Origin of the sequence: Pseudoalteromonas sp. SG43-8 (genome assembly GCF_014164245.1) — a bacterium.
Classification (GTDB): domain Bacteria; phylum Pseudomonadota; class Gammaproteobacteria; order Enterobacterales; family Alteromonadaceae; genus Pseudoalteromonas; species Pseudoalteromonas distincta.
Genome location: NZ_JACJEX010000002.1, coordinates 270,995 through 296,169 on the forward strand (window position 1 = coordinate 270,995; position 25,175 = coordinate 296,169).

General features: G+C 39.6%; 20 protein-coding genes. 12 read left to right on the forward strand and 8 right to left on the reverse strand.

The annotated features are described in order from the left end of the window. Positions 1–33 precede the first annotated feature (33 nt). Positions 34–2,028: an ATP-binding protein gene (locus H5122_RS06485; protein ID WP_058154162.1), complete on the forward strand. Its 1,995-nt coding sequence runs from the start codon at positions 34–36 to the stop codon at positions 2,026–2,028. Between the two features lie 54 nt (positions 2,029–2,082). Beyond that, positions 2,083–3,210 carry a PleD family two-component system response regulator gene (locus H5122_RS06490; RefSeq protein WP_058154163.1) on the forward strand — a complete coding sequence of 376 codons (1,128 nt, stop codon included), beginning with the start codon at positions 2,083–2,085 and terminating at the stop codon, positions 3,208–3,210. 34 nt (positions 3,211–3,244) lie between these two features. Here H5122_RS06490 and queG read toward each other — a convergent pair whose 3' ends face one another. The 4 genes from queG to H5122_RS06510 all read right to left on the reverse strand — a co-directional run bounded on the left by queG (position 3,245) and on the right by H5122_RS06510 (position 7,278). Further along, entirely contained in the window at positions 3,245–4,378 is a 1,134-nt protein-coding gene (queG, locus tag H5122_RS06495) for a tRNA epoxyqueuosine(34) reductase QueG (protein WP_182681714.1), read from the reverse strand. A gap of 66 nt (positions 4,379–4,444) precedes the next feature. Further along, positions 4,445–5,665 (reverse strand): methyl-accepting chemotaxis protein, encoded by a 1,221-nt coding sequence (locus H5122_RS06500; protein WP_182681715.1) that lies wholly within the window; start codon positions 5,663–5,665, stop codon positions 4,445–4,447. Between the two features lie 45 nt (positions 5,666–5,710). Continuing rightward, positions 5,711–6,415 (reverse strand): glycerophosphodiester phosphodiesterase family protein, encoded by a 705-nt coding sequence (locus tag H5122_RS06505; RefSeq protein WP_182681716.1) that lies wholly within the window; start codon positions 6,413–6,415, stop codon positions 5,711–5,713. After that, positions 6,412–7,278: a DMT family transporter gene (locus H5122_RS06510; RefSeq protein ID WP_024594632.1), complete on the reverse strand. Its 867-nt coding sequence runs from the start codon at positions 7,276–7,278 to the stop codon at positions 6,412–6,414. Before H5122_RS06510 ends, H5122_RS06505 begins: the two co-directional genes overlap by 4 nt. Before the next feature lie 159 nt (positions 7,279–7,437). Here H5122_RS06510 and H5122_RS06515 point away from each other — a divergent pair, with 159 nt between their 5' ends. The 6 genes from H5122_RS06515 (at position 7,438) to rlmB (ending at position 13,589) form a co-directional block, all read left to right on the forward strand. Next, positions 7,438–7,608, forward strand: coding sequence for a hypothetical protein (locus H5122_RS06515; RefSeq protein ID WP_167380508.1), 171 nt, complete (start codon positions 7,438–7,440; stop codon positions 7,606–7,608). Beyond that, on the forward strand, positions 7,605–8,705 hold the full coding sequence (locus H5122_RS06520) for a sensor histidine kinase (RefSeq protein ID WP_182681717.1): 1,101 nt from the start codon (positions 7,605–7,607) through the stop codon (positions 8,703–8,705). Before H5122_RS06515 ends, H5122_RS06520 begins: the two co-directional genes overlap by 4 nt. Next, complete coding sequence (locus H5122_RS06525; protein WP_182681718.1) at positions 8,705–9,319, forward strand: DNA-binding response regulator; 615 nt, start codon at positions 8,705–8,707, stop codon at positions 9,317–9,319. The genes H5122_RS06520 and H5122_RS06525 overlap by 1 nt, the downstream gene beginning before the upstream one ends. 98 nt (positions 9,320–9,417) lie before the next feature. Next, positions 9,418–10,152, forward strand: coding sequence for an enoyl-CoA hydratase/isomerase family protein (locus H5122_RS06530; RefSeq protein WP_002958021.1), 735 nt, complete (start codon positions 9,418–9,420; stop codon positions 10,150–10,152). 201 nt (positions 10,153–10,353) lie between these two features. After that, positions 10,354–12,849: a ribonuclease R gene (gene rnr, locus H5122_RS06535; RefSeq protein WP_182681719.1), complete on the forward strand. Its 2,496-nt coding sequence runs from the start codon at positions 10,354–10,356 to the stop codon at positions 12,847–12,849. Next, positions 12,846–13,589, forward strand: a complete 744-nt coding sequence (gene rlmB, locus H5122_RS06540) for a 23S rRNA (guanosine(2251)-2'-O)-methyltransferase RlmB (RefSeq protein ID WP_002958023.1) — start codon at positions 12,846–12,848, stop codon at positions 13,587–13,589. Before rnr ends, rlmB begins: the two co-directional genes overlap by 4 nt. A gap of 419 nt (positions 13,590–14,008) precedes the next feature. Here the strand turns inward: rlmB and H5122_RS06545 are convergent, their stop codons facing one another. Together H5122_RS06545 and H5122_RS06550 are read right to left on the reverse strand one after the other, a co-directional pair. Beyond that, on the reverse strand, positions 14,009–16,165 hold the full coding sequence (locus tag H5122_RS06545; RefSeq protein ID WP_182681720.1) for a TonB-dependent receptor domain-containing protein: 2,157 nt from the start codon (positions 16,163–16,165) through the stop codon (positions 14,009–14,011). Between the two features lie 212 nt (positions 16,166–16,377). Next, positions 16,378–17,223, reverse strand: a complete 846-nt coding sequence (locus tag H5122_RS06550) for a LysR family transcriptional regulator (protein WP_182681721.1) — start codon at positions 17,221–17,223, stop codon at positions 16,378–16,380. Positions 17,224–17,349: 126 nt separating this feature from the next. Between H5122_RS06550 and H5122_RS06555 the strand changes: the two genes are divergently transcribed. The 4 genes from H5122_RS06555 to gcvP all read left to right on the forward strand — a co-directional run bounded on the left by H5122_RS06555 (position 17,350) and on the right by gcvP (position 22,646). Further along, positions 17,350–17,949 carry a hypothetical protein gene (locus tag H5122_RS06555; protein WP_058154172.1) on the forward strand — a complete coding sequence of 200 codons (600 nt, stop codon included), beginning with the start codon at positions 17,350–17,352 and terminating at the stop codon, positions 17,947–17,949. 98 nt (positions 17,950–18,047) lie between these two features. Continuing rightward, entirely contained in the window at positions 18,048–19,130 is a 1,083-nt protein-coding gene (gene gcvT, locus H5122_RS06560) for a glycine cleavage system aminomethyltransferase GcvT (RefSeq protein ID WP_182681722.1), read from the forward strand. Positions 19,131–19,203: 73 nt separating this feature from the next. Then, positions 19,204–19,593 (forward strand): glycine cleavage system protein GcvH, encoded by a 390-nt coding sequence (gene gcvH, locus H5122_RS06565; protein WP_024590231.1) that lies wholly within the window; start codon positions 19,204–19,206, stop codon positions 19,591–19,593. 161 nt (positions 19,594–19,754) lie between these two features. Beyond that, complete coding sequence (gcvP, locus tag H5122_RS06570) at positions 19,755–22,646, forward strand: aminomethyl-transferring glycine dehydrogenase (RefSeq protein ID WP_182681723.1); 2,892 nt, start codon at positions 19,755–19,757, stop codon at positions 22,644–22,646. 124 nt (positions 22,647–22,770) lie between these two features. Here gcvP and H5122_RS06575 read toward each other — a convergent pair whose 3' ends face one another. Together H5122_RS06575 and H5122_RS06580 are read right to left on the reverse strand one after the other, a co-directional pair. Further along, positions 22,771–23,631, reverse strand: coding sequence for an HNH endonuclease (locus tag H5122_RS06575; RefSeq protein WP_182681724.1), 861 nt, complete (start codon positions 23,629–23,631; stop codon positions 22,771–22,773). Further along, entirely contained in the window at positions 23,618–25,174 is a 1,557-nt protein-coding gene (locus tag H5122_RS06580) for an AAA family ATPase (RefSeq protein WP_182681725.1), read from the reverse strand. Before H5122_RS06580 ends, H5122_RS06575 begins: the two co-directional genes overlap by 14 nt. Position 25,175 lies beyond the last annotated feature (1 nt).

Below are 25,175 nucleotides of genomic sequence, written 5' to 3' on the forward strand. Positions count from 1 at the left end.
CATATTAAGTTTATTAATTTGAAGTGTAGCTTGATGATTCGAAAAATATTAATTGTTGATAGTAGCAGTGTCATCGCAATGCGTGTGAAAGTGCTTTTAGAATTAATAGGATGTGAAGTCGAATTAATTCATTTCAGCATGCTAGACATGTATACCAATATAGGCGACTACGACTTAGTTGTTGTTGCCAATGGTGTGCCTGTTGATTCTATAAAACCGCTTGTAAGCGAAGTAGCGCAAGAGCGTTTTATGCTGCTTGCTCCAAAAGCACAAAGTGGTGAGCAACTAACTGCGTTTAGTGAGCTAAATCATGTTGCGCCTGACGCAACCGTGATATATCCATTTTTTTCTAATAAAGAAATTACTTCTCTTTTAGAGAGCCTACTAGAATTAGGCTCTAATCATATTTTGCAATTACCCGCTATTTTACTCGTCGATCATGTTCCTGAGCGTCTCGAAAAAATGAAAAATAGCTTAATCGGTGCTCATATCGAGACCCATACAGCAACCACCTCTGCAGAAGCTTTAGAAATTACGAAAGAAAAGCAAATCGATATACTGATAAGCGATTTTATTTTAGATGACGGAACCGGTTTAGAAATTTTTTCAAACTTAAAAATAATGCAACCACATTGCCGTTGCTTATTATTTACCTCACGTCCCGATCAAGTTTCAATGATTGAAGCTATTCGTCAAGGTGTAGAAGACGTACTTATTAAGCCATTGAACGACAGCTCATTATTACAATCAATACATAAACTGTGGCAAACAGAGCTATTAAAACGCCATAACGCAGAACTTGTCGAAAGGCTACAAGATACAGTTGATGCCCTGATTGAAAAAGACAGCCTACTTCAGGTTATTTATAAGCATACGCCCGATGCAATTATGTTGTTTGAGAAATGCGGTAGAGTGATAGAAGCTAATGATGCTTGCTTGAGACTATTTAACTTACCGTTTAATGAACTCGAAGGTAAATCAGTATTTGATTTTTTAGATGATGATTCAATTTTAGGTATTAAAGATAAGATTTCGACATTAAATAGTAATCGACAATTTAGCTGCGATTTACGTTTATCTAAAACAGCGGGAGGTTATATACCCTTGGTTGGCTCTTTTAATGAGATAGATCACCATGGCGAAATAGCACTTGCGGTCATATTTAAAAATGTAACCCATCTTAAGCAAAAAGAGGATTTATTACTTGAAGCAAAAGATGTTCTTGAAGAGCAAGTAAGAGCACGTACTTCACAACTCGAGCATGCTAAAAATGTGGCTGAGGCTGCAAACTTAAGTAAATCAGAATTTTTAGCAAACATGTCGCATGAACTTCGAACACCTATGCACTCTATTTTAAGCTTTTCTCGTTTTGGTTTAAGTAAATTAGAAGCTGGAGATTTTGCAAAAGAAAAACTCATTAAGTACTTATCGCGAATAGAGAGTAGTGGTGAGCGTTTACTGTCGTTACTAAATAATTTACTCGACCTATCTAAGCTAGATGTAGGCAAGTTTCCATTTAACCCTCGTCCCTATAATTTAGCGAATATTATTAAAACAAGTATTGATGATGTGTCTGGTACGGCAATGGAAAAAGAAATTGAGATTATATTTACCGCACAGCCATTACCTGTAATTGCACAATGTGATGAAGAGCAAATAAACCAGTTACTTCGAAACGTACTAGGTAACGCACTTAAATTTAGCGAACCTAAAAGTAAAATACGGGTAAATTTAGAGTCAGATAATAAGCTTGCTACTATAGAGGTTACCGATAATGGGGTCGGTATACCAGAAGATGAGTTGGAGCATATTTTTACTAAGTTTGTGCAAAGCAGTAAAACAAATAGTGGTGCTGGTGGCACAGGGTTAGGCCTTGCATTGTGTAGAGAGTTTGTATCTTTACACCAAGGTGAAATCACTGCACGTAACAACGAAAATGGTGGTGCAACTATATCTATACAAGTGCCATTAGAAATAAACTTAGACGAGCATTTAGCTGAAGATCAGTTAATACAACACACTAATTAATTGTTTTTTGGCATACCAAGTAACTTTTTAAAGAATTTAAATGGATGATAAATTATGGCCTTAACTAAAATACTTGCCGTTGATGACGAACCCTTTAACCTTGAAATTATTGAGGAAATTTTAGAGGATCTTGATTTTGAATTACAAGTAGCAACGAATGGTCCTGAGTGTTTAAACATGGTTGAGGGCTATATGCCTCAGGTTATATTGCTCGACGTAAGTATGCCGCAAATGAACGGCTATGAAGTATGTAAGGCACTTAAAGCAAACCCAAATACAGCACACATTATTGTTATGTTTGTGTCTGCTCGTGGCACAGTTGAAGAGCGCATGGAAGGCTACTCGGTTGGTGCAGAAGACTATATTGTAAAACCCTTTGGCCATGATGAACTTAAGTCAAAGCTTAAAAATTTAAATCAAGTACTCGTTGAAAAACAAAGCCTAGAAAAGCAAGTTGAAGATGCAACATCAACTGCATTTAATGCAATGGCCAATAGCAGTGAAATGGGGCAAATAGTTAACTACGTTGAAAACATAGGCTTTATTAACGATCCTCAAGAGCTAGGTAAAGCGCTTGTAGATTGCCTGCAGTCTTTTGATTTACAAAGCAATGTAGAATTTAGAGAAAATAATGAAATTAGCCACTTTGCGCTAAACGGCGTGTGTTCACCTATTGTGGTGGAGCTATTTGAAATGCTGAAAAACAAAGGGCGCTTACATGAGTTTTCGCACCGAATTTTAGTTAACTATGAATTGATTAGCTTACTTATTTTAAATATGCCCGATCATGACCCTGATAAGCATGGTCGTATACGCGACCACGTATGTTTTATTGTCAGTGTTACCGAGCAGCAGCTACGCGCCATCATGACCAAGAAAATGCTTGAATCACAACGAGCGAAACTTAATGCCGTAGCAAGTACTGTTCATAGTAAGTTTCATAGCTTAATTAGCTTGTTGAATGAAAACCGTCAAAACAACGAAAAAGTGTTTAAACAGTTACAAGAAGAGCTCGAAGAACGTATCCCATCAATGGGACTGGATGAAGATCAGGAGGTGTTTATTTATAAAAAAGTAGATGAAACTATCCAAAACTCAGTAGCAAGAGAAGAGTCTGTTAAACAAGTCAAAGCAGCCTTTACAGAGATAGAACAAGATCTATCGTTACTTTTGAAAAACTAGTTACTTCGCAATATAAAGGTTTACTTAAGCGGTGCTATGCATCCCTTGGTAAGCCTTTTTCTACAATTCTAATTAACCTAGCTGTTTTACGAATTTGTAATCGTTGTTTATCGTTTTGCTGAGCAAGTGCCCATTCAATATGCTCTAAAACAAGTTCGCTGCATATTTGGCTTTTATCTTGTAGGGCATTAATAATAGCGGGACTAAACTCTGCATTACCTAAACCAACTGCTAAATTACGTAACCAACGTTCGTGGCCAATGCGACGAATAGGGCTGCCTTCGGTATTTTTTAAAAATGTAGGCTCATCCCAAGCAAACAGCTCAAGTAAATCTTTATCTTTTAATTGAGTGCGAGGATGAAAGTCATTTTCGTCAGTTATTTGTCCATAACGATTCCAAGGACATACCAACTGACAATCATCACAACCATAAACACGATTGCCTAATAAAGAACGGTACTGCTCTGGTATTGGCCCTTGGTGTTCTATGGTTAAATACGATATACATTTACGTGCATCAACAACGTAGGGCTCTACAATTGCACCTGTTGGGCAAAGAGTAATACAAGCAACGCATTTACCGCAGCCTTCAAAGCTGTTTTCTGCATCAATTGGTAGAGGTAAATCAATAAATAGCTCGCCTAAAAAAAACCACGACCCCGCTTCTTGGTTAATTAATAACGAATGCTTACCACGCCACCCTAAACCGGCTTTTTCGGCAAGTTGACGCTCAAGTACAGGGGCTGAATCTACAAAGGGTCTAAAGCCATACTCGCCAACTTCTTGCTCTATTTTTTGGCCGAGTTTTTTTAAACGATTACGCATTAATTTATGGTAATCGCGACCTAATGCATAGCGGCTTATATATGCTTTTTCTTTATTTTTTAAGGTTTTTGCAAAGCCAGCATCGGGAGGCAGATAATTCATTTTTACAGATATAACACGCTGTGTACCAGGTACTAATTCAGCAGGGCGGGCGCGTTTCATACCGTGGGCAGCCATATAATCCATCGAGCCGTGGTAGCCTGCATCAAGCCAACGTTGCAATTGGGCTTCGTGCTTAGATAAGTCAATATCAGTAATGCCCACTTCGCTAAAGCCAAGCTCTTGCCCCCAGGTTTTTATTTGCAGGGCTAATTTTTCATAGTCTGGGGTAGGGTTGCTCACACGCTTTACACACTTAAATTAATAGCTGCGTAATTTACCATATTTCTCTGAGCCCGAAAACGCTTCTTAGTGCACAAAGCGTTTTAACTGTTGTTGGGTTTGCAAGCTTAGCTGTTGAGATTGCTCGCTATCGGCTAATGCCGTATCTATTTGCTGTTTAGCTTGCTCCCCTAAAGCTACGATTTGCTCTACCGATTGGTGAGTCGTACTTTGGGTGCCCTCAAGCAAATGCACAGCACTGGCTATTTGTTGCAGCTGCTGCTGGTTGTGCTCAAACTCACTAAGCATTTTAGTAAAGCCATCACAGGTTGCACTAATTGAGCTTTGTGCGTTATTAGAGTGAGTCATTAATTGCTCTGACTCTTTATTTGTCTCGTTTACCAAATGATTCATCTGATTTATAAAGTCGCTAATCTGCCTAGTTGCGCCACTTACCTTTATTGAAAGCGTGCGTACTTCGTCTGCAACTACGGCAAATCCTCTGCCAGCTTCACCCGCTCTAGCTGCTTCTATTGCGGCGTTGAGGGCTAACAAATTAGTTTGATCAGAAAACTCTTCAACCATTTTTAAAATACTACGAATGTTTTCACTGTTCTCTTTTAGTCCCGCAATTGTATTTGAAAAGCTACCTAGCATATTAGTAATAAGTTTCACCTGCTCTACTAAAGCAGCGAGTTCTGATGCAGATAGTTTTACAAAGTTAAGGTGTTCATTATTAACGTTATGTACGCTATCTGTATTATTTACTATGTCTTGTAAGCTTTGGGTTATTTGCATACTGGCATTAATAATACTGTGGCTTAACTGTATTTGTTGCTCACTTGATTGCTTAGTATTTTTCATTGATTCAGTGACTTGTGTATTGCTGTGTGCACTAGCTTGAGCACTGTTATATGTTGTGCTGAGTAACTCACTTAAATGGGCAGTAAATATATTGTATTGTGAACTTAAATCTTTAAATTCGTCATACGAAAAGTGGGGAAGTTTTGCTGCTAAATTTGCATCTTGTTGGTTTATTTCTATCAAAGTATCGCGCATAGCAGTAACAGGGCGAACAATTAAAAAACGCATATAAAAAAGAGTAAAAATAAAACCAGATATAATCACAAGCGTAAGCAGCCAAAATAGCCCTGTACTTTGCTGTTGTTCGCTTAAACTCTGATGCAGCCAAAATAACGTAATTGCTTGGAACAATAATACAAAACTTAAATTACCGACTATTTTACGGGTTAACGTAAAAAAGAATGTTTGCTCTATATAGTTATAAATTTTCATAAAACCACTCATTATGCTCAAGCCCTACGATTGTTATTTAAGTGAGGGGAATGTAAGTTAGCCTTTTTGTAACGACAACAAGTAAGCTTTGGTTCGCGCTGGGTAATTTGTAAAAATTCCGTCTATGCCATACTCAAGCATTAGCGCTATATCTTCTTCCCTATCGACTGTATAAGCATAAATCTTTAGGCCTCTTTTTTTTGCATCCTCTGCAAAAGCCTTATTTATAAAGGTTTTATCTGCATGTACGCTATAAGCGTTTAAATCACTAGCAAACTTTGCATAGTTAATTGGAATCGAAGAAGTAAGGGCACCTATTTTAAGCCATGGTAGCTTGTTTTTAAGCCACTGTAGTTGATGATGATCAAACGATGATACTAAAATATTGGCTTTCGATATTTTTTTAGCTTCAATGTTTTGTTCTAATTGAGCCACAAACCTTTCTAGTGCAAACGTGTGTTTAAGCTCAATATTTAATAAAGATTTATTGTTATTCCAATCAAACAGCTGCTGAAGAGTAGGAATTTTTTCACCATTTCCAGCATCAAGCTTAGAGAGCTCATGAGCGGTAAAGTTACTCACCCTACCTTTACCGCTGGTGGTTCTATCAAGCCATGAGTCATGTATTACCATGTAATCATCTAAGGAACTTTGAATATCTACTTCAATACCATCAACACCTACTTTTAACGCTTCTAAAATAGCGCTTTTGGTGTTTTCAGGAAAATACCCACTGGCACCACGGTGTGCAAATACTTTCATTGTCGAGCCTTTTTAGTGATTGACCACGTTTCAAAACAAGCGGCACTCACTATGAGTGCACCACCAACTAACGTCATAACAGTAGGACGTTCATGAATAATTACTATAGCCAGTATGGTGCCATAAAGTGGCTGCAAGCAAGAAATTAACCCCGCGGTTGCCGCTGATAAATGCTTTAAACTTGCTGCAAATAACGAGTGCGGTGTAGCTGTAAATATAACACCCGCTACAGCAATTAAAATCAGGTCGTGATTACTAACCTCATACACTGGTACTTCTATAAATGCACACAACATAATGCTTGCCACTAAGGTTTGATAAAACATCGTTTGCGGCCCGCCATATTGGCTAAAGTAGCGCTTATGAGTAATGTTTCTTATTGAAAAAAACAATGCTGATATCACACCTGTTATTACACCTAGGGTTACATCATCGCCCAAGTTTGCACTTGGTACTAATAAGTAAATACCTAAAACAACCACCGCTGCACTTATTATATCTTTTGCTTTTGGCCTGCTTTTATTAAATAAGGGTTCTAAAAACACCGTCATTACGGGGTAGCTAAAAAATGCCAGCATTCCAATAGTTATACCGGCCATTTGCATACCAGCAAAATAGGTAACCCAGTGAATACCCACCGCAACACCTAAAAATAATGCAATAAGATAGTCTTTAGGTTTATTGAGTTTAATTTGTTTTTTTTGAAAATAAAGCATGGCTAAAATAGCCATTCCTGCAATTGCAGTTCTGTAAACGGTAATATCTAAAGCATTTAAACCAATAAGTTTGGCAAATAGAGCGGTCCCGCCAAAAAGTAATACCGCTATGTGTAAATAAATTAAACTTTGTTGCTGAGGCTGCATTTAGTTTCCTTGTTGTACTTTTTGAATATATTAACATTGCTTAAAAATTCTTAAGATGAATTTTTTACCGCATGACAAAAGTCATTAAAGTTGATGACACTTCACACTCTTATTATTTTTGTACGCGGGCATAGTTACCTTACTCAACAGGAGGTAATTATGAATTCTTTAATTTTAATCAGCTTAACTATTAATGAAGTGCTAGAGGCGTTAAGTTTTACTATTACGTACGCAGATTGCTTTATGCTGGTATGCATTTTTATGTTATTTATATTTATTAATAAAAATAGTGCTATAAGTAAAAATAATATGTCTGAGGTATTAGTATGAGCTCGTTAAGCAGCTTTTCTCAACAAAGTGATAAAGGTTTTTGGAAATATGGACATTTAATTTTTACCGGCTTTTATTTACTCCCGCTAATAATTAATTTTGCGAGCTTTACCGTTAACCAAATTGTTATGTCTTTAGCCTTCTATGTTGCTTTTATTCTTTTGTATATAAAAGCAATAAACTGTAAAAGTGCAGGGGTGACTAAGTTATTTGTAGCCATGCTCTTAATTTGTTTTTGCGCTACTTTTTACACCACAGGTACGCCTACTTTATTTGGTTTCGTAGCCTATATAGCAGGCTACTCTTACAGCTCCCGTCAAAGAATTTATGCTGCGGTCGCAATTATATTCACGGTTTTATTAAGCACATATATTGGTGATATAGGTAAGGTTCAATACTTTTTAGGCGTTGCTTTGATTCTATGCGCCACATTATTTAGTTACGGTATTGCAGCAAAAAGAGAAAGCTTATACAAAAAGCGCGAACAAGAAAGCGCTAACCAACTAGAGCAATTAGCAGCTATTGCAGAGCGAGAACGAATAGCTCGCGACTTGCATGATATTTTAGGCCATTCACTTTCATCTATTGCTCTAAAGGCTGAGCTTGCTAATAAATTAAACCAAGGAGAGCGATACGCTCAAGCAAATAGCGAAATTGCACAAGTGGCCGATTTGGCAAGGCAGTTACTTAGCGATGTAAGAAGCGCCGTAAGTGATTTAAAACAGCTTAATCTTGTCAGCCAAGTAGCACAGTTAAAGCAAAGGTTAATAGAGCAAGGGTTTAACGTTTCATTTAATGTGGTTTTAAATGCTCTGCCCGCTAAAGTAGAGGGTATAGCAGGCCTTATAATTAAAGAGGCAGTTACTAACTTATTACGCCATAGCAACACAAAAAATTGCGAAATAAATATAGAACAAACTGCGCAGCAGTTACTTATAAGTGTAATTGACCATGGTCCGTGCAGTACATTGAATTCGGGCAATTGCCTAAATGGTATTAAAGAGCGAGCAGAGCAACTAAATGGCAGTGCAGCATTTACCTGTGGCGATAATTTTACTTTAAAAGTAGTGCTGCCAATTACAGCTAAGGATTTATAATGATCAGAGTATATTTAGTGGAAGATCAGGCGCTTGTGCGCGACGCAGTAGCAGCATTGTTAGGGCTTGATTTTAATATTGAGATTATTGGGCAAGCAAGTAACGGGCAAGATGCACTTAATGCAATTGAGGCGCTTGATAGTGATTTACATCCCGATATAATTTTAACCGATATAGAAATGCCAACCATGAATGGTATAGAGCTTAGCGAAAAAATAGCTGTTAAATTTCCTGCTATAAAAATGGTTATTATGACTACATTTTCTCGTGCGGGTTATATTAGGCGAGCGCTTACGACAGGCGTTAAAGGTTTTATTTTAAAAGAAGCACCAAGTGAAGAGTTAATAAATGCGCTTAAAAAAGTAATGCAGGGACAAAAGGTAATTGACCCAGAGCTTGCTATTAATGCATTAGACGACGCAGATCCACTTACCGATAAAGAACGCAAAGCCCTTAAACTTGCAAGCGATGGCCTTAAAACAAGCGACATAGCCAAGCAGTTATTTATTAGCGAAGGGACTACGCGTAACTACCTATCGGATGCCATTGCAAAATTAAACGCCACTAACCGCATAGATGCTGCGCGTATAGCTAAACAAAAAGGGTGGCTTTAATTAGCGGGTTTATAAATTATAAGCAAAGTATTACTATGATATGTAAAAGTAACGAACAGCGCTTAAAATTAGCTTAAAAAGCGCTAAAAGAGGTTTTAATGGCAAATTTAATAGAACTAACAACTAAAAATAATATCGCTATACTCACCATGAATACCGCTGAAAACCGCCACAACCCAGCGTTTTTGGCTGAGTTTAATTTACACCTAGACCACATTGAAGCAGAACAAAATATTAAGTCAGTTATTTTAACGTCTTCAAGTGATAAAAACTGGTCATTGGGTATCGACCTCCAATGGATGTCTAATCCAAGTATTTTACCTGCAGCAATTTCAGACTTTATGATTCAAATAAGTGACTTATTTAAACGCATAGTTACTTTTCCTATGCCTATTATTGCTGCGTTAAACGGGCATACCTATGGTAATGGTTCTGTACTTGCGTGTGCGTGCGACTTTAGATTTATGAAATCAGACAAAGGCTTTTTTTGTTTTCCTGAAGTGGATGTAATGGTGCCATTTGTTCCGTCGATGTTTCCTATAATTAATAAGGCTATTTCGCAAACCTTCTTTAATCGTCTAGCTATGTCAGGAGAGCGGGTTGGTGCACAGCAGTTGCTAGAGAACAAAGTAGTTGAAGCTGTGTTTGCAAATAACGATGAACTACAAGCGGGTGTACTTGAGTTTGCCCAGCAGTTTAATAAAAATCGTTGGATTTACGCTCAAAATAAAACACAAATGAATAAGCAGATTTTACTTACAATGAAAGAAGAAGACCCAAGCTTTATTGATAATATAAGTAAACTGCTGTGGAAAAACCTACAAAAAAAATAGTATAGGTTTTAGCATTGCTACGAGATGAATAAACACTTTGCAGTTAAGGGATCGTTAAGCCCCATTGCGCTAGATTTTTAAACTATACACCAAGGTAAACAGCAAGGTAAAAGTGCTTTCTTAAAAGTTTAATAGCTTTTACCTGTCTCATTATAACTATATGGGTTAAAATACCTACATAACCAACTAACAAGATAGTGAATGTCAAACCAAGATCCAAATCTCAGTCGAGAACAAGAAAAGTACGAAAACCCAGTCCCTAGTCGTGAGTTTATACTTACTCACCTTCAAGAGCGTTCAAAGCCTGCTAACTACGCGCAATTATGTGAAGAACTAGCAGTAAATGATGACGAACGCCAAATAGCATTTAAACGCCGCCTTCGCGCTATGGAGCGTGACGGACAGCTGTATTTCAATAAATTTAAATGCTACGCCCTAATTGACGAAGCCGGTTTAACCAAAGGCAAAGTAATAGGCCACAGAGACGGTTTCGGCTTTTTAGAAGTTGAAGGCGAGAGTAAAGATTGGTTTATTGCTAAGCACCAAATGAATATGGTGTTACATGGCGACATTGTACTAGCTAAAGGCACTAAACGTGGTTCTGGCTCAAAATGCGATGCACGTATTATAAAAGTGCTTACTAACGAGCGCGCACCAATTGTTGGCCGTTACTTTGTTGAACACGGTGTTGCTGTTGTAGTCGCTGAAGACCCGCGCATAACGCAAGATATAATGATTTTACCAGGCAACGAAAACGGTGCCCGCCATAACCAAATGGTGCAGGTTAAAATTACGCAAAACCCAAGCCGTAACATGAACGCGGTAGGTAAAGTTATAGATGTACTTGGTGAGCATTTAGCCCCAGGTATGGAAATTGAAGTTGCACTGCGCAATCACGATATTCCACATGTATGGCCAGAAGAAGTTGAAGCACAAGTTGCTCACCTAGGTGAATTTGTTGAAGAAGCTGACAAACAAGGTCGTGTAGATTTACGTGATTTACCACTTGTAACTATTGATGGCGAAGATGCACGCGACTTTGATGACGCCGTATATTGTGAACCTAAAAAATCAGGTGGCTGGCGCTTATGGGTTGCTATTGCCGATGTATCGCATTACGTAGGAATGAACACGCCGCTTAACAAAGAAGCAATTTTGCGTGGTAACTCAGTGTATTTTCCTGAGCAAGTTATTCCGATGCTACCAAAAGTGCTTTCTAACGGATTATGTTCGCTTAATCCAAAAGTAGATCGCTTATGTATGGTTGCCGAAATGACCGTGTCGAGCGCGGGTAAACTTTCGGGTTATAAGTTTTACGAAGCGATAATGAACTCGCATGCACGTTTAACTTACACCAAAGTAAATGCCATTTTACAAAACGACGAAAAACTACGCGAAGAATACTCAGCCGTTGTGCCACATTTAACTGATTTACAGCAAATGTACATGGCACTTAAAGCAGCACGCCAAGACCGTGGTGCCATAGAGTTTGAAACCCTAGAAACACGTTTTGTATTTAACGCTCAGCGTAAAATAGAGTCAATAGTGCCTGTTATTCGTAATGACGCGCACAAACTCATTGAAGAATGTATGATTTTAGCCAACGTATCAGCGGCTAAAATTCTTGAAAAGCATGAAGCGAGTGCGCTTTATCGTGTGCATGACGAACCAGATCAAGAAAAACTAGGTAACTTTACTAAGTTTTTAGGCGAGTTAGGTATTGAAAGCACATTGAGCGACGAGCCAACACCAAAAGAAATTACGCAAGTATTAGCGCGATTAGGTGAGCGCCCAGAAGCTGAACTTATTCAAACTATGTTACTGCGTTCAATGAAACAAGCAGTATATCAGCCAGATAACATTGGTCACTTTGGTTTAGCGTTATCGGCTTACGCGCATTTTACATCGCCAATACGTCGTTACCCAGATTTAGTAGTGCATCGTGCTATTAAAGCAGTAATAAAAGCACAAGGTCAGCAAACGTCTGGCGAATATGCTTACACCGATGATGAAGTTGATCAACTAGGTGAGCAGTGTTCTACAACAGAGCGTCGTGCTGACGATGCAACTCGCGAAGTAGCTGATTGGCTTAAATGTGAGTTTATGCAAGACCATGTAGGTGAAGAGTTTGATGGTGTTATTTCATCGGTTACCAATTTTGGTTTGTTTATTCGTTTAGACGATTTACAAATTGATGGACTTATTCACGTTACTAATTTAGGTGACGAGTTTTTTGCACATGATGCTGCAAAACACACCCTAATAGGTGAGCACTCTCACAAAGTTTATCGCCTTGGCGATAAAGTAACAGTAAAAGTTGCGTCGGTTAGTTTAGACGATCGCCGTATAAACTTAACGCTTAAAGGCGATGTTGCACAAGACAGATACTCACGTCGTCGTGCACCAAAAAAAGGCTCAGGTAAGTCTGAGCATGCGCCAGCAAGTGTGCGTTCGCAATTAAAAGCAGGCAAAGTACCTGGTAAAAAATCGCACAGCGATGACAAACCAAAAGGTAAAAAAAAGCCAGCAAATAAAGATAAAGGCAAGCCTGCAAATAAGTCTGCAACAAAACCTGCAGATAAAAAAGCAGCAGACTCTGCCGTAAAGAAAAAACCAAAGAAGAAGGCCGTTAAAAAGCCTAAAAGAGCAGGCAAAAATGCCCGCAAACGTACTAGCCCAGGAGCAGACAATACGTGAGTAATGAATTAATTTTTGGCTTTCATTCTGTTGAAGCAATTTTAGAAAGCGAACCAGAGCGCTTTGTAGAAATTTACGCCCTTAAAGGCCGTGACGACAAACGCTCAACTCCGATTATTGATGAAGCACGTAAATTTGGTATTTCAGTACAGTTTATGCAGCGTAAAGCCCTTGATAGCAAATCAAAAGGTGAGCAGCATCAAGGTATTATTGCTAACGTAAAAGCAGCGCCAACGTTTAATGAAAAAGATCTTGATGCGATAATCGCTCGTGAAGACACACCATTTTTACTTGTGCTTGATGGTATTACCGATCCTCATAACTTAGGTGCATGCCTACGTAGTGCAGACGCGGCAGGTGTTCACGCTGTGATTGTACCTAAAGATAAGTCGGCAAAGCTTAACGGCACAGCACGTAAAGTGGCCTGTGGCGCAGCCGAAACAGTACCGCTTATTCAAGTGACTAACCTTGCACGTACGCTTCGTGAAATTAAAGATGCAGGAGTATGGGTTGTAGGCACTGCTGGCGAAACTGATAACCACGTATTTGATGCAAGCTTAACGGGGCCAATGGCTATTGTTATGGGTGCAGAAGGCGAGGGCATGCGACGCTTAACGCGTGAGCATTGCGATATGCTCGTTAAAATCCCAATGGCAGGTACTGTTTCAAGCTTAAACGTATCGGTAGCCACGGGTATTTGTTTGTTTGAAGTATTACGCCAACGTAACGCAAATAACTAATATATAAAACGATAAGTTTTATGTATTAAAAAGCCGAGATTGAAATTCAATCTCGGCTTTTTTGTGTCTGTAATTTACGCTTTAACTTTACACCAATTGATACTCTATTATAGCGATAGGAAAATAACTCTATAGCAAGGCAAAAATAACGCAATATAGTTGTTCTTATATGAGTTATTTTTAACGCAGCTAGTGAACGATTTCTCCTATACAAAGCGCAGGTAAACGGTTTAATAACAAGGCAATAATTTAGATGTGTAATACTTTTACATAAAAAATTATTAACGCTGTTAGTGAACCATTTCTCCTATACAAAGCGCAGGTAAGCGGTTTAATAACAAGGCAATAATTTAGACGTGTAGTGTTCTTACATAAAAAATTATTAACGCTGTTAGTGAATCGTTTAACCAGCTTTCAATTTAGAATGAGTAAGTGTAGCCCATCTGTACAGTACGCGGCTTACCTGGCTGAATGCCACCGTTTGAACGGTTAGCAACGTATGTTTTATCAAACAAGTTATCAACGCTTAGGTATACTTTTTGATTTTCATCGATTAAGTATTTAGCAGCTAAATCCCATACTACGCGGCTATCAATTGCGTTTAAGCCCGCCTCAGTTAAGTTAGCATGCGCATCAGATACGTAACGTATTTGGCTGTTAACTACAAACGCAGAAAACTCAGCACCTAACGATAACGCTACTTGGTTTTCTGGTACGTAAGGCATTGCATCGCCTTTTTCTACCGCGCCCCAAATTTCTGAATCAAAATCGTTTTTAAACTCAGAGTCTGTGTAGGTGTACGTTAATTTAACGGGGAACATAGCTGTATCAGTTGCAAACGTACGTGCTGCACTAAATTCAAAGCCCGCTACTTCTACTTCACCGTAGTTGTATTGGTCGCCAATGTTGTCGTCGCTACAACCAACCGCTGCAGTACAGTTACCGTGCATGTTGTCGTAGTCTGAGTAAAACGCAATTACTTCACCGCTAAAGCCATCCATATTAAAGCGAGAGCCAAACTCAATGTTTACACTTTCTTCTTCTTCTTGGTCAGCATTACCAGGTGCAGCTGGTGCATAACCTTTTTGAATGCCCGCAAGTAGCGTTACGTTTTCGTTAAGCGTGTAAGTAGCACCTAGTGACGGGACTAAAATTTCAGTGTCGTTCGACACATCTTTAGTTAAACCGTTGCTGCGTGTTGGATCTGATTTAGACCACTCTTCACGCGTAATAGTAATGTCTTCATAACGAAGTCCTGCACTTACTACTAATGCATCAATTGTCCACTCGTCTTGTATAAACAAGGTACTTGCTTCTGCGCTATCTACACGGTTGCTATCAGAGCCCGGAACGCCTTGCTCTGTAAGCGTTAAGCTTAGGTCTTGATTAAGTGTGTACTTATCTTCCCATTGAAAACGATCCATTTCGTCCTCGTGGTAACGTACGCCAACAGTCACATAGTGATCGCCTGCAGGAATATGTAATTCAGACTGAATACCTTTAGCTTGGTAATCGCGGTTATTAGCTTTAATACCAATACCTTCAATACCTTCGCTTGTAGGGTTTGCTTCAAATTCACTGTATTGCTCAAGGTAGCTTTCGCTTACTTTGCTGGCTTTATACCAGTTACGATGAAAATCGTTTAAGTAAGCCGTAGCTAAAAATTCATAGCCATCACCAAAACGGTATGCATAGTTTAGTTGGTATGCATTGTGGCGCGTATTCATTTCATCGTTTTGCGATGCAGCATAACGACGGTAAGGGCTTTCTTGATAGTCTTCGTCAGTTAAGCCCATGTAAGTTTCGTCTGATGTTTCGTCAGAGTACTTAATTTTTAGCTCAAGATTATGTGCATCGTTTTGACCAAACGTATGGCCAAACTTTAGTAGTAAATCTGTTTTTTCAAAGCCGGTGTTGTCATTGCCTACTGGCAGTTCTTTAAAGCCGTCTGCGCCGTAAGTAAATACTTCAATTAAACCTGCTGTGTTGTTTTTTTCTTTACCGAAGTAAGCGTGACCTTTGTAGTAACCATCGCTACCAAGGGCTGCATCTACCATACCTTTTGAGCTATTTGGCTCAGTTGGTAAGCTGCGCGAAAGTAAGTTTAAAACACCACCCGTAGTACGCGGGCCGTACTTAACTGAGGCTGCGCCTTTTAATACTTCAATAGATTCCATACGACCCATAGTAGGGAAGTAGTATGCAGAAGGTGCTGAATATGGTGCTGGTGCAACTAATACACCGTCTTCCATTACTGATATTTTATCGTTACGGCCAGTACCTGTACCGCGCATACCAATATTAGGACGAAGGCCATAACCGTCTTCTTCTTGCACGTAAACGCCCGGAACAGACGCTATAACGCGAGAAATATCGGTAAACTGGAATTTTTGAAGCTCTTCTTCAGAAATAAACGTAGCCGAACCAGGAATATCGTTAATTGCTTGCTGAGAGCCAATAACAGTAATTTGTTCAAAGCGTTGTTCTTTATTGCTGGTGTCTTTTGCTATTGCAGTAGCACTAAAAGACAAAGCAACCGCAGTTGCCAAAGTAGATACTAAAAACTTAGGGTTCATTGTGTTCCTAATCATGTCAATTATCTTAATTGGCGCAATTTGAACACGTTAACGAATACGAATCAATGTTATTAACTATTTAATTATTCAGTTTAATAGAACTAAAAACACCTGCTTATGCAACTTAATTAACTAAATTGTTTCTTTTGTATTATTTTGTAATTGCTTTACTAACTATAAAGGCTGAACGAATTATATGTGCTACGTAAGCGCTAGCCCAAGCGTAGAGCTATAAATTCAGCGAGTTTATCTACCGCATTTTCCGACTCACCCGAACTTTTAACCAAGCTAATACCAATATTACCAAGAGCTGGTAAATGCTTGGTTTGAACCTGATAGTTAAGCTCACTCGGTACTGTACTTTTGGCAAGTACCGTAATACCTAAGCCTTCTTTTAATGCAGCAATAAGGCCGGTTAAATCGGCGTTGCTATAAACTATTCGGTATTTAATGCCTGCACTTTTTAATGCATCAGTAGCACGGCGACGATAAATACACCCCTCTGGTGCGGTAACTAGGGTAACCACCTCATTATGCGCAAGTGACAGGTCGCCCACCCACACTAGTTCGTCTTGCATAAAAATAGGAAACTTATCAGAGTTGAGTCGCTCATTTAGCGCAAGTACTAAATCAAACTGATCTTGGCGAGAAGCCGAAAGCAAATGCTTACTTAAACGCGACTTAACCTCTAACGACACCTCAGGGTAGAGCGCCACAAAGTCGCCAATAATTGAGGGTAAAATACGCGCTGCAAATTCGCTCGGAATACCCAAGCGCACTTTACCTGCAATGTTTTCTGAGGTGAACTGCTGCAAAATAGCATCGTTGTGTTGCATCATTTGTTTTGCCAAAGGCAATAATAACTCGCCGTATTGGTTTAATACTTGGCGCTGCCCTTGTTTTTTAAATAGTTTATAGCCAAGCACATCTTCTAAGCGCTTGATTTGCAAACTGACAGCAGGTTGCGACAGGCCAAGTAAATCGCCTGCTTTAGCAAAGCCACCTATTTCAACTACCATCACAAAAGTACGTAAACCGTCTGTTGATATGTTTTTCATATTTAAAATTACAATTTATATAGCCATATATATAAGTATTATTTATCAATTGATAAATAATTACAATTTGTTGTTGATAGGCGTGGGCAATATACTTTTGTAATCGAAAATACACAGGTGTTTGTTATGACTTTTAACCCAATAATGTTTGCCCGCCACAGCAACGCAAGTAGTGCGGTTACTAACGCTTTGCAAACTAACAACAATCACGTTGTAATGGATTTTAGCGGCACCGAAACCAGTGTATTTTTAAGCACTATTTTAGGCCTTGATTTAACTAAGCTTACCGCCAGCGGTTTAGGCTTAAAAGGCACGCTTGATGGCGACTATAATTCTGACTACAGTTTTGCTGTTTATTACTTTAGCGAAACCGCCTTTAGATTCGTACTACCACACAACGCAAGCCTTCAACTACAAGCGCTTATAAACGAGCAGCAATTACGTTTTGATATTGATTATGTAGTACGCACCGACCTTGCAAGCTTTATTTTAAGTGGCGACAACGCATTTGATACCCTAGTTAATGCTTTTAAATTAACACCAGGTTTGCGCCTTTCTGACGCGCAACTTTGCTACGGTGCACAAAGCGGTGATGTATTTATTACCGCCATTGATAAAAACGACGAACAACACTTTGTATTAGTAGCTAAACAACAAAAACTACAAAAATGGCAAAGCTACATGCAAGCGCAAGGTTTTGCACTTATGCATAGTGAAGCCGCATAACGAATACAAACAACAGGTAAGCATAACAATGCTTGCCTGTTTTTATATCTATTTAAGCCACGCCCTAAACAGGGTTAATTTAAACGTGAAGGAATGTTATGACTTCTAAAACTGTACTACATGCTAAGCACCTAGAAGCGGGCGCAAAAATGGTTGATTTTCATGGCTGGGAAATGCCAATCAACTACGGCTCACAAATAGAAGAGCACAATAGCGTGCGTACCGACGCTGGTATGTTTGACGTATCACACATGACTATTGTTGATATTGAAGGGCCTCAAGCAAAAGCATTTTTACGTAAGCTAGTAGCTAACGACGTTGCAAAATTAACCGTACCAGGCAAAGCGCTTTACACAGGCATGCTTAACGAGCAAGGCGGTGTAATAGACGACTTAATTATTTATTTCTTTAGTGAAACGTTTTACCGCCTAGTTGTTAACTCAGCAACGCGCGAAAAAGACCTAGCGCATTTAGCTAACGTATCGAGCGACTTTGACGTAACTGTTACAGAGCGCCCAGAGTTTGCAATGGTTGCAGTACAAGGCCCTAACGCTAAAGCAAAAACAGCCACTCTTTTAAATGCTGAGCAACAAGCCGCTGTTGAAGGTATGAAGCCATTTTTTGGTGTTCAAGTAGGTGATTTATTTATTGCCACAACGGGTTATACTGGCGAAGACGGTTACGAAATAGTAGTACCGAACGACCAAGCAGCCGATTTATGGCAACAACTGCTAGACGCAGGTGTTAAGCCTGCTGGTTTAGGTGCACGCGACACGCTACGTTTAGAAGCAGGTATGAACCTTTACGGCCTAGATATGGACGAAAGCGTATCACCACTTGCAGCTAACATGGCATGGACCATTGCATGGGAACCAGAAGATCGTGACTTTATTGGCCGTGACGTACTTGTTAAGCAACGCGCAGAAAAAAGCACTGACAAACTAGTTGGCTTAGTGTTTGAAGAAAAAGGCGTTTTGCGTAGCGGTTCTAAAGTAATTGTTGATGGTGGTGAAGGGGTTATTACCTCAGGTACTTTCTCACCAACACTTGGTTTTAGTGTAGCCCTTGCACGTGTACCACGTTCAACAGGCGACACAGCTCAAGTAGAAATGCGTAAAAAATTAGTAAACGTTAAAGTAGTAAAGCCTAGCTTTGTACGTAACGGTAAATCAATAATTTAAATAATTTGGTTATATCAATCAGTGTAATTACAGTGATTGATATCCTCCCAATATAAACCAAAGGACAAATAAAATGAGCAACATTCCTAGCGAGTTAAAATACGCACCTTCACACGAGTGGGTTCGCAGTGAAGGCGACGGTACATTTACTGTTGGTATTTCTGAGCATGCACAAGAACTTCTTGGCGACATGGTATTTGTTGAATTACCAGAAGTTGGCGACGAAGTAGACGCTGGCGAAGACTGTGCAGTAGCAGAGTCAGTTAAAGCGGCATCAGACATTTACGCACCTATCAGTGGCGAAATTGTTGCTATTAACGAAGAACTTGAAGACTCACCAGAGACAGTAAACAACGACGCTTACGGCGACGGTTGGTTATTCCGTATTAAAGCATCTGACGAGTCTGAGCTAGATAACTTATTAGACGCTGAAGGTTACTCGCACACTATCGACGAAGAATAATCATTTTTTGTAGATAACTAAAAGCCCCGTTTAATGTATAAAAATGGGGCTTTTATGATTTTACAGCGCACAACCCCATACTGAGTGAGCTGTTAAATCGTCAAATATTTTAATTAATGCTAGTTACCCATTAGCATTTAGGATCATAGGAATCTGGATTCATGTCAAACGCCAAATCTCTTGAAGAACTAGAGCAAAAGCAAGATTTTATTCGCCGCCATATTGGGCCAAGCCCAGCACAAGTAAGCGATATGCTAAGTGCTTTAGAAGTATCGAGTGTGCAAGAGCTCATTGACCAAACTGTACCTGCAAGCATTCGCTTAGAGCAGCCATTAACAGTTGGCGAAAGCCGTACTGAAGTTGAAACACTAAGCTACCTAAAATCAGTAGCAAGCAAAAATAAAGTTTTCAAATCGTACATTGGCCAAGGCTATCATCCAACTAACGTACCGCACGTAATTTTACGTAACGTACTAGAAAATCCAGGTTGGTATACAGCGTACACACCGTATCAGCCAGAGATTGCTCAAGGGCGTTTAGAATCATTATTAAACTTCCAAACTATGACCCTAGATTTAACAGGTCTTGATTTAGCAAGTGCATCACTACTTGACGAATCAACAGCGGCTGCAGAGGCTATGGGCCTTGCAAAACGCGTATCAAAAGCAAAAAAAGCCAATGCCTTTTTTATTGCAGACGACGTACACACACAAACAATCGACGTAGTAACAACGCGTGCCGAGCAGTTTGGTTTTGAAATAATTGTAGGTAAAGCAGAAGATGCCGTTAACTTTGATATTTTTGGCGCATTGTTCCAATACCCAACTACATCAGGCGAAGTGGTCGACATAACTGACCTAATTGCTGGCGTACAAAGCAAAAAGGCCATTGCCTGTGTTGCTGCCGACATAATGAGTTTATTACTATTAAAAGCACCGGGTAAGCTAGGTGCAGACGTAGTACTTGGTTCGGCTCAGCGTTTTGGCGTACCTATGGGTTACGGCGGCCCACATGCTGCATTTTTTGCAACACGTGACGCATACAAACGTTCATTACCAGGTCGTATTATTGGTGTATCTAAAGACCGTTTAGGTAACGACGCACTACGTATGGCAATGCAAACGCGCGAACAACACATTCGTCGCGACAAAGCCAACTCAAACATTTGTACAGCGCAAGTATTACTTGCCAACATGGCAGCGTTTTACGCGGTGTACCACGGTCCACAAGGCTTAAAAACTATCGCGCAGCGTATACATCGCTTTGCTGATATTTTAGCAAGTGGCCTTAAAGCTAAAGGCATCGCACTTAAGCACAGCACTTGGTTTGATACGCTAACAGTAGTAAGCGATAGCAAAGACGACGTAATAGCACGTGCAATTGCAAAAGGCGTAAACTTTGCAACAAACCACGAAGGCGAGTACTCAATTTCGGTATCAGAGACAACAACACGTGCCGATATTGCACAGTTATTCGATATTATTTTAGGCGAAGGTCATGGCCTAAGTGTTGACGCTATTGCCGCCGACGTTGAAGCAAACGGCAGCGAGTCAATTCCTGCAAGTTTAGTACGTGACGACGAAGTACTAACGCATCCAAACTTTAACAGCTACCACAGCGAAACAGACATGCTTCGCTACATTAAGCGACTAGAAAGCAAAGACTTATCGCTTAATCACTCAATGATCTCGTTAGGCTCATGTACCATGAAACTAAACGCGACCGCCGAGATGATCCCAATTACGTGGCCTGAGTTTGCAAACCTTCACCCATTCTGCCCGCTAGATCAAGCAGAAGGTTACCAAATAATGATTGGCGAGCTACACGACTGGCTAGTAAACATTACCGGTTACGATGCAGTATCACTACAGCCAAACTCTGGCGCGCAAGGTGAATACGCAGGCTTAATCGCGATTCGTAAATACCACGAGTCACGCGGCGATGCACACCGTAATGTATGTTTAATTCCAAGCTCTGCGCACGGTACTAACCCTGCATCAGCGCAAATGGCAAGCATGAAAATTGTGGTAGTTAACTGCGACAAAAACGGTAACGTAGACATGGCAGACCTTAAAGCGAAAGCTGAGGAAGTGTCTGAAAACTTATCGTGCATCATGATCACATACCCGTCTACGCATGGCGTATACGAAGAAACAATTCGCGAAATTTGTGACATTATTCATGAGCACGGCGGCCAAGTTTACATGGACGGCGCAAACATGAACGCGCAAGTTGGTGTAACAAGCCCAGGCTTTATTGGCTCAGACGTATCGCACTTAAACTTGCATAAAACGTTTTGTATTCCACACGGTGGCGGTGGTCCAGGTGTTGGCCCAATTGGTGTTAAATCGCACCTTGCGCCGTTTATGCCGAACCACAGCGTAATTAACGTACCAGGTACTAACATTGGTAACGGTGCGGTATCGGCAGCGCCTTACGGGTCAGCCGCTATTTTACCTATTTCATGGGCTTACATTACCATGATGGGTTCAGAGGGCTTAAAACAAGCTACTGAAATGGCAATCGTTAATGCTAACTACTTAACGCATGAGCTAAGCAAGCACTTCCCAATTTTATACCGTGGTCGTAACAACCGTGTTGCTCACGAATGTATTGTTGACCTGCGCCCACTTAAAGAGCTATCAGGCATTACTGAAATGGACGTAGCTAAGCGCTTGCAAGATTACGGCTTCCATTCACCAACTATGTCGTTCCCAGTAGCTGGCACATTAATGATTGAGCCAACTGAGTCTGAATCAAAAGGTGAGATTGACCGCTTTATCGAAGCAATGGTTTCGATTAAAGGCGAAATTGAAAAAGTAATCTCTGGCGAATGGTCAATCGAAAACAACCCGCTAGTGTTTGCACCGCATACACAAGGCGACGTATTAGGTAACGAATGGGACCGCGCGTACGACCGTTTTTACGCTGCATTCCCAGTGCCTGCAGTAGCTAAAAACAAGTTTTGGCCAACCGTTACACGTATTGATGACGTATACGGCGACCGTAACTTAGTATGTTCATGCCCAGCGGTTGAGACATATCGCGACTAAGAGCAGAGATGTTCATGATAAATAAGTTTGCGAACGCGTATAAATAAGTTTGCGAATGGATAAAGAAGGTGAGCTTTTATAGCTCACCTTTTCATTCACTGTTTAAATTAATCGGGTAATAAATTTATTTAAAACCACCAGTGCAGTACCAATCGCTATTAGCTAATGCTTGATACATTGCAGTTTTCCAACAGTTAGCGTGTTGTGCCACAGCTATATTAAATTTTCTTTGCAATGCTTGTTTTACTCCTACAGCTTGATTAATTTGAAAATCATACTCCAACTCACCTTTTAAATGAGGTATTTCGGTTCCTGCTTGTGTGCGTAATCTATTCTCTAACTTAAAATCAATAAAATGGTTTTGAACCCTTACCTTATCATCATCATGCCATTGGTGTGGAGGTCGAGCATAATACCTTATTGTGGGTGGAGATGTTTCCTGTACATCAGCATATAACCATTGATCATCAACAAAGTGTTTTTGATCAAAATATGGGTGTAAGCATTGCTCTTGCTTTGTACCTGCAATCCCAGCACTTTTTCCTTTGTTACAATCAGCGCAACTTGGTACTAAGTTATTTGGCAAAATTGATAGCAACGGAAATTTAGCTTTAGGCAAATAATGGTCTAACGTCGTTACATGACCAAAACCACAAAATGGACAAATACGTAGAGGAGCCGACATCATGAGCTGGTCATAATAAGATCTAGCAGGTTTTCTTTCTGGGACCATATGTTGTGTATATAGGCCTTTAAGCTCTTTTTTCGTTATATTTCCTGTTACTGTATCGTCATCTCCACCTTGAAAACTAGGAATTTGAAACAAATCAGCAGTGGCTACTTTTAAAATAAAATCTTGTACTGCATTATTAAATTGAGGGTTAATTGCATTAAGCTCTTGTGTCAGTTTCTGGCAACTAATGCTTCCAACGCATGTGTTTAATACGTCAGTAAAGTTTACTTGTGGCGGGTTAATAGCTCTCATTATCTGCCTCTCTATTGGCAATCAGAGCTCTTAAAATAGCTTGTCCTTCAAATCCCAGCTGAGCTTCATAATTATCCATAATCTCATCAAAGGTACTGCCACTTTTAACGGACTTTGCAAGTAAGGCGTGAAATCCAGACTTAATAACTTCTAATCCAAATATTTCTCTTGTTAAAATACCCACATTTTCCCCAAAGGTTTCGTTTTCAGGCCGAAATGATTTGCCTTCATTACGAGTTCTTTCTAGTTTCCAAACACAATTTTTAGGTACTTCTTGCAGTACCACAGGGGAGTGAGTAGCTATAATTGCCACTGCATTCCTGTCAATCAATAAATCTGACAATGCTCTAGTGAAAGCTGATAGCAAAGGAGGATGCAAATGACTCTCTGGCTCGTCAATTAAAACTAACGTCTTCTCTTCAATAGTTTCAATTAGACTTGTTATTGTGAGTAAAACGATCATGTGACCAGAGCTCATGCGCTCGACCAAATTAGATATTGACTTTTCGACTTCGCTGAAGCGTTCTAAATAACCTAGACGTGTTAAGTTCATATCAGCAAAGTTATTATCAGACTCAAGAGTTTTAATTGCTCTTAACCAACGACGTTTCTTACTATCTAAGCCAAAACATACTTCCAAGCTGTCAATAAAATCACACCTAAGTTGTTCTGTACTCTTTAACTCATTTATATTTTCGTCATTATTTACCTTCAAGCCTATGTAGAAATAGCATGTTCCTAAGCTACGATCAGGCCTGTTTTGTGGAGGTATAAATGGATCAAAAGCGCTAAAGGAAACTGATGAAATACTACTAAAATAGTCTTTAGGTAAATTAGTCTTTATTTCGAAATCTTGCTCGCAGTGCAGTAAACCAACATCTGAATCTTCCGAAGGTTCATCAATAATAGCTTTTACAATATTATTTAATAGAGTGGTTTTGCCAACCCCGTTACGACCAATTAATACATGAATATTGCTAGAAGGAAGAGATCCCGGAGTTACTTCGAAACTCAAATCTACTTGCGCACTTTCTTCTGTCTGTTCTTTTCTATAAAAAAAGTTAAACTCTGTTAACGGTGTTTCACCATTTAGTATTCTAGAGTATTGACCATGAATAATTGAAACACTCACAGAACGTAATAATGACGTTTTAAAAACAGGCTCATTTAAAGCAAGATCGAAGCACTTTTTAGAATAAGCGACGTCATTTAACTTTTCCAAAATATAATTACCTAAACTTGGGCTGAGTAGTTCACGAATATTTTTATAATATTCTTCATCCTGCCCTAAGCTAAAGTGGCTTTCGTCTAAATCTTCAAAGGTATCGTTTAGCTTTTCCGAAGACCATCCTGCCTCCATACCAGCTATACCTAGTTTAAGTTTACCTATCGTATGTTGCTCTCGATTTTCGTCACATACTACCAATGAAAATGTTGTCTTGAAGGAATGGTCGTCCCAGTTATCTTCCCATAAATATGCCATTAGTTTACGGCCCGAAGAAGGGAATGATTTATGTCCTATTTTTTTAAATGTTAAGTCCATA

What these genes read in the sequence shown, in the direction of transcription:
- H5122_RS06485 (WP_058154162.1), top strand. Translation starts at nt 34, where the DNA reads ATGATTCGAAAAATATTAATTGTTGATAGTAGCAGTGTCATCGCAATG.
- H5122_RS06490 (WP_058154163.1), top strand. Translation starts at nt 2,083, where the DNA reads ATGGCCTTAACTAAAATACTTGCCGTTGATGACGAACCCTTTAACCTT.
- H5122_RS06500 (WP_182681715.1), bottom strand. Translation starts at nt 5,665, where the DNA reads ATGAGTGGTTTTATGAAAATTTATAACTATATAGAGCAAACATTCTTT.
- H5122_RS06505 (WP_182681716.1), bottom strand. Translation starts at nt 6,415, where the DNA reads ATGAAAGTATTTGCACACCGTGGTGCCAGTGGGTATTTTCCTGAAAAC.
- H5122_RS06510 (WP_024594632.1), bottom strand. Translation starts at nt 7,278, where the DNA reads ATGCAGCCTCAGCAACAAAGTTTAATTTATTTACACATAGCGGTATTA.
- H5122_RS06515 (WP_167380508.1), top strand. Translation starts at nt 7,438, where the DNA reads ATGAATTCTTTAATTTTAATCAGCTTAACTATTAATGAAGTGCTAGAG.
- H5122_RS06520 (WP_182681717.1), top strand. Translation starts at nt 7,605, where the DNA reads ATGAGCTCGTTAAGCAGCTTTTCTCAACAAAGTGATAAAGGTTTTTGG.
- H5122_RS06525 (WP_182681718.1), top strand. Translation starts at nt 8,705, where the DNA reads ATGATCAGAGTATATTTAGTGGAAGATCAGGCGCTTGTGCGCGACGCA.
- H5122_RS06530 (WP_002958021.1), top strand. Translation starts at nt 9,418, where the DNA reads ATGGCAAATTTAATAGAACTAACAACTAAAAATAATATCGCTATACTC.
- rnr (WP_182681719.1), top strand. Translation starts at nt 10,354, where the DNA reads ATGTCAAACCAAGATCCAAATCTCAGTCGAGAACAAGAAAAGTACGAA.
- H5122_RS06545 (WP_182681720.1), bottom strand. Translation starts at nt 16,165, where the DNA reads ATGAACCCTAAGTTTTTAGTATCTACTTTGGCAACTGCGGTTGCTTTG.
- H5122_RS06550 (WP_182681721.1), bottom strand. Translation starts at nt 17,223, where the DNA reads ATGAAAAACATATCAACAGACGGTTTACGTACTTTTGTGATGGTAGTT.
- H5122_RS06555 (WP_058154172.1), top strand. Translation starts at nt 17,350, where the DNA reads ATGACTTTTAACCCAATAATGTTTGCCCGCCACAGCAACGCAAGTAGT.
- gcvT (WP_182681722.1), top strand. Translation starts at nt 18,048, where the DNA reads ATGACTTCTAAAACTGTACTACATGCTAAGCACCTAGAAGCGGGCGCA.
- gcvH (WP_024590231.1), top strand. Translation starts at nt 19,204, where the DNA reads ATGAGCAACATTCCTAGCGAGTTAAAATACGCACCTTCACACGAGTGG.
- gcvP (WP_182681723.1), top strand. Translation starts at nt 19,755, where the DNA reads ATGTCAAACGCCAAATCTCTTGAAGAACTAGAGCAAAAGCAAGATTTT.
- H5122_RS06575 (WP_182681724.1), bottom strand. Translation starts at nt 23,631, where the DNA reads ATGAGAGCTATTAACCCGCCACAAGTAAACTTTACTGACGTATTAAAC.
- H5122_RS06580 (WP_182681725.1), bottom strand. Translation starts at nt 25,174, where the DNA reads ATGGACTTAACATTTAAAAAAATAGGACATAAATCATTCCCTTCTTCG.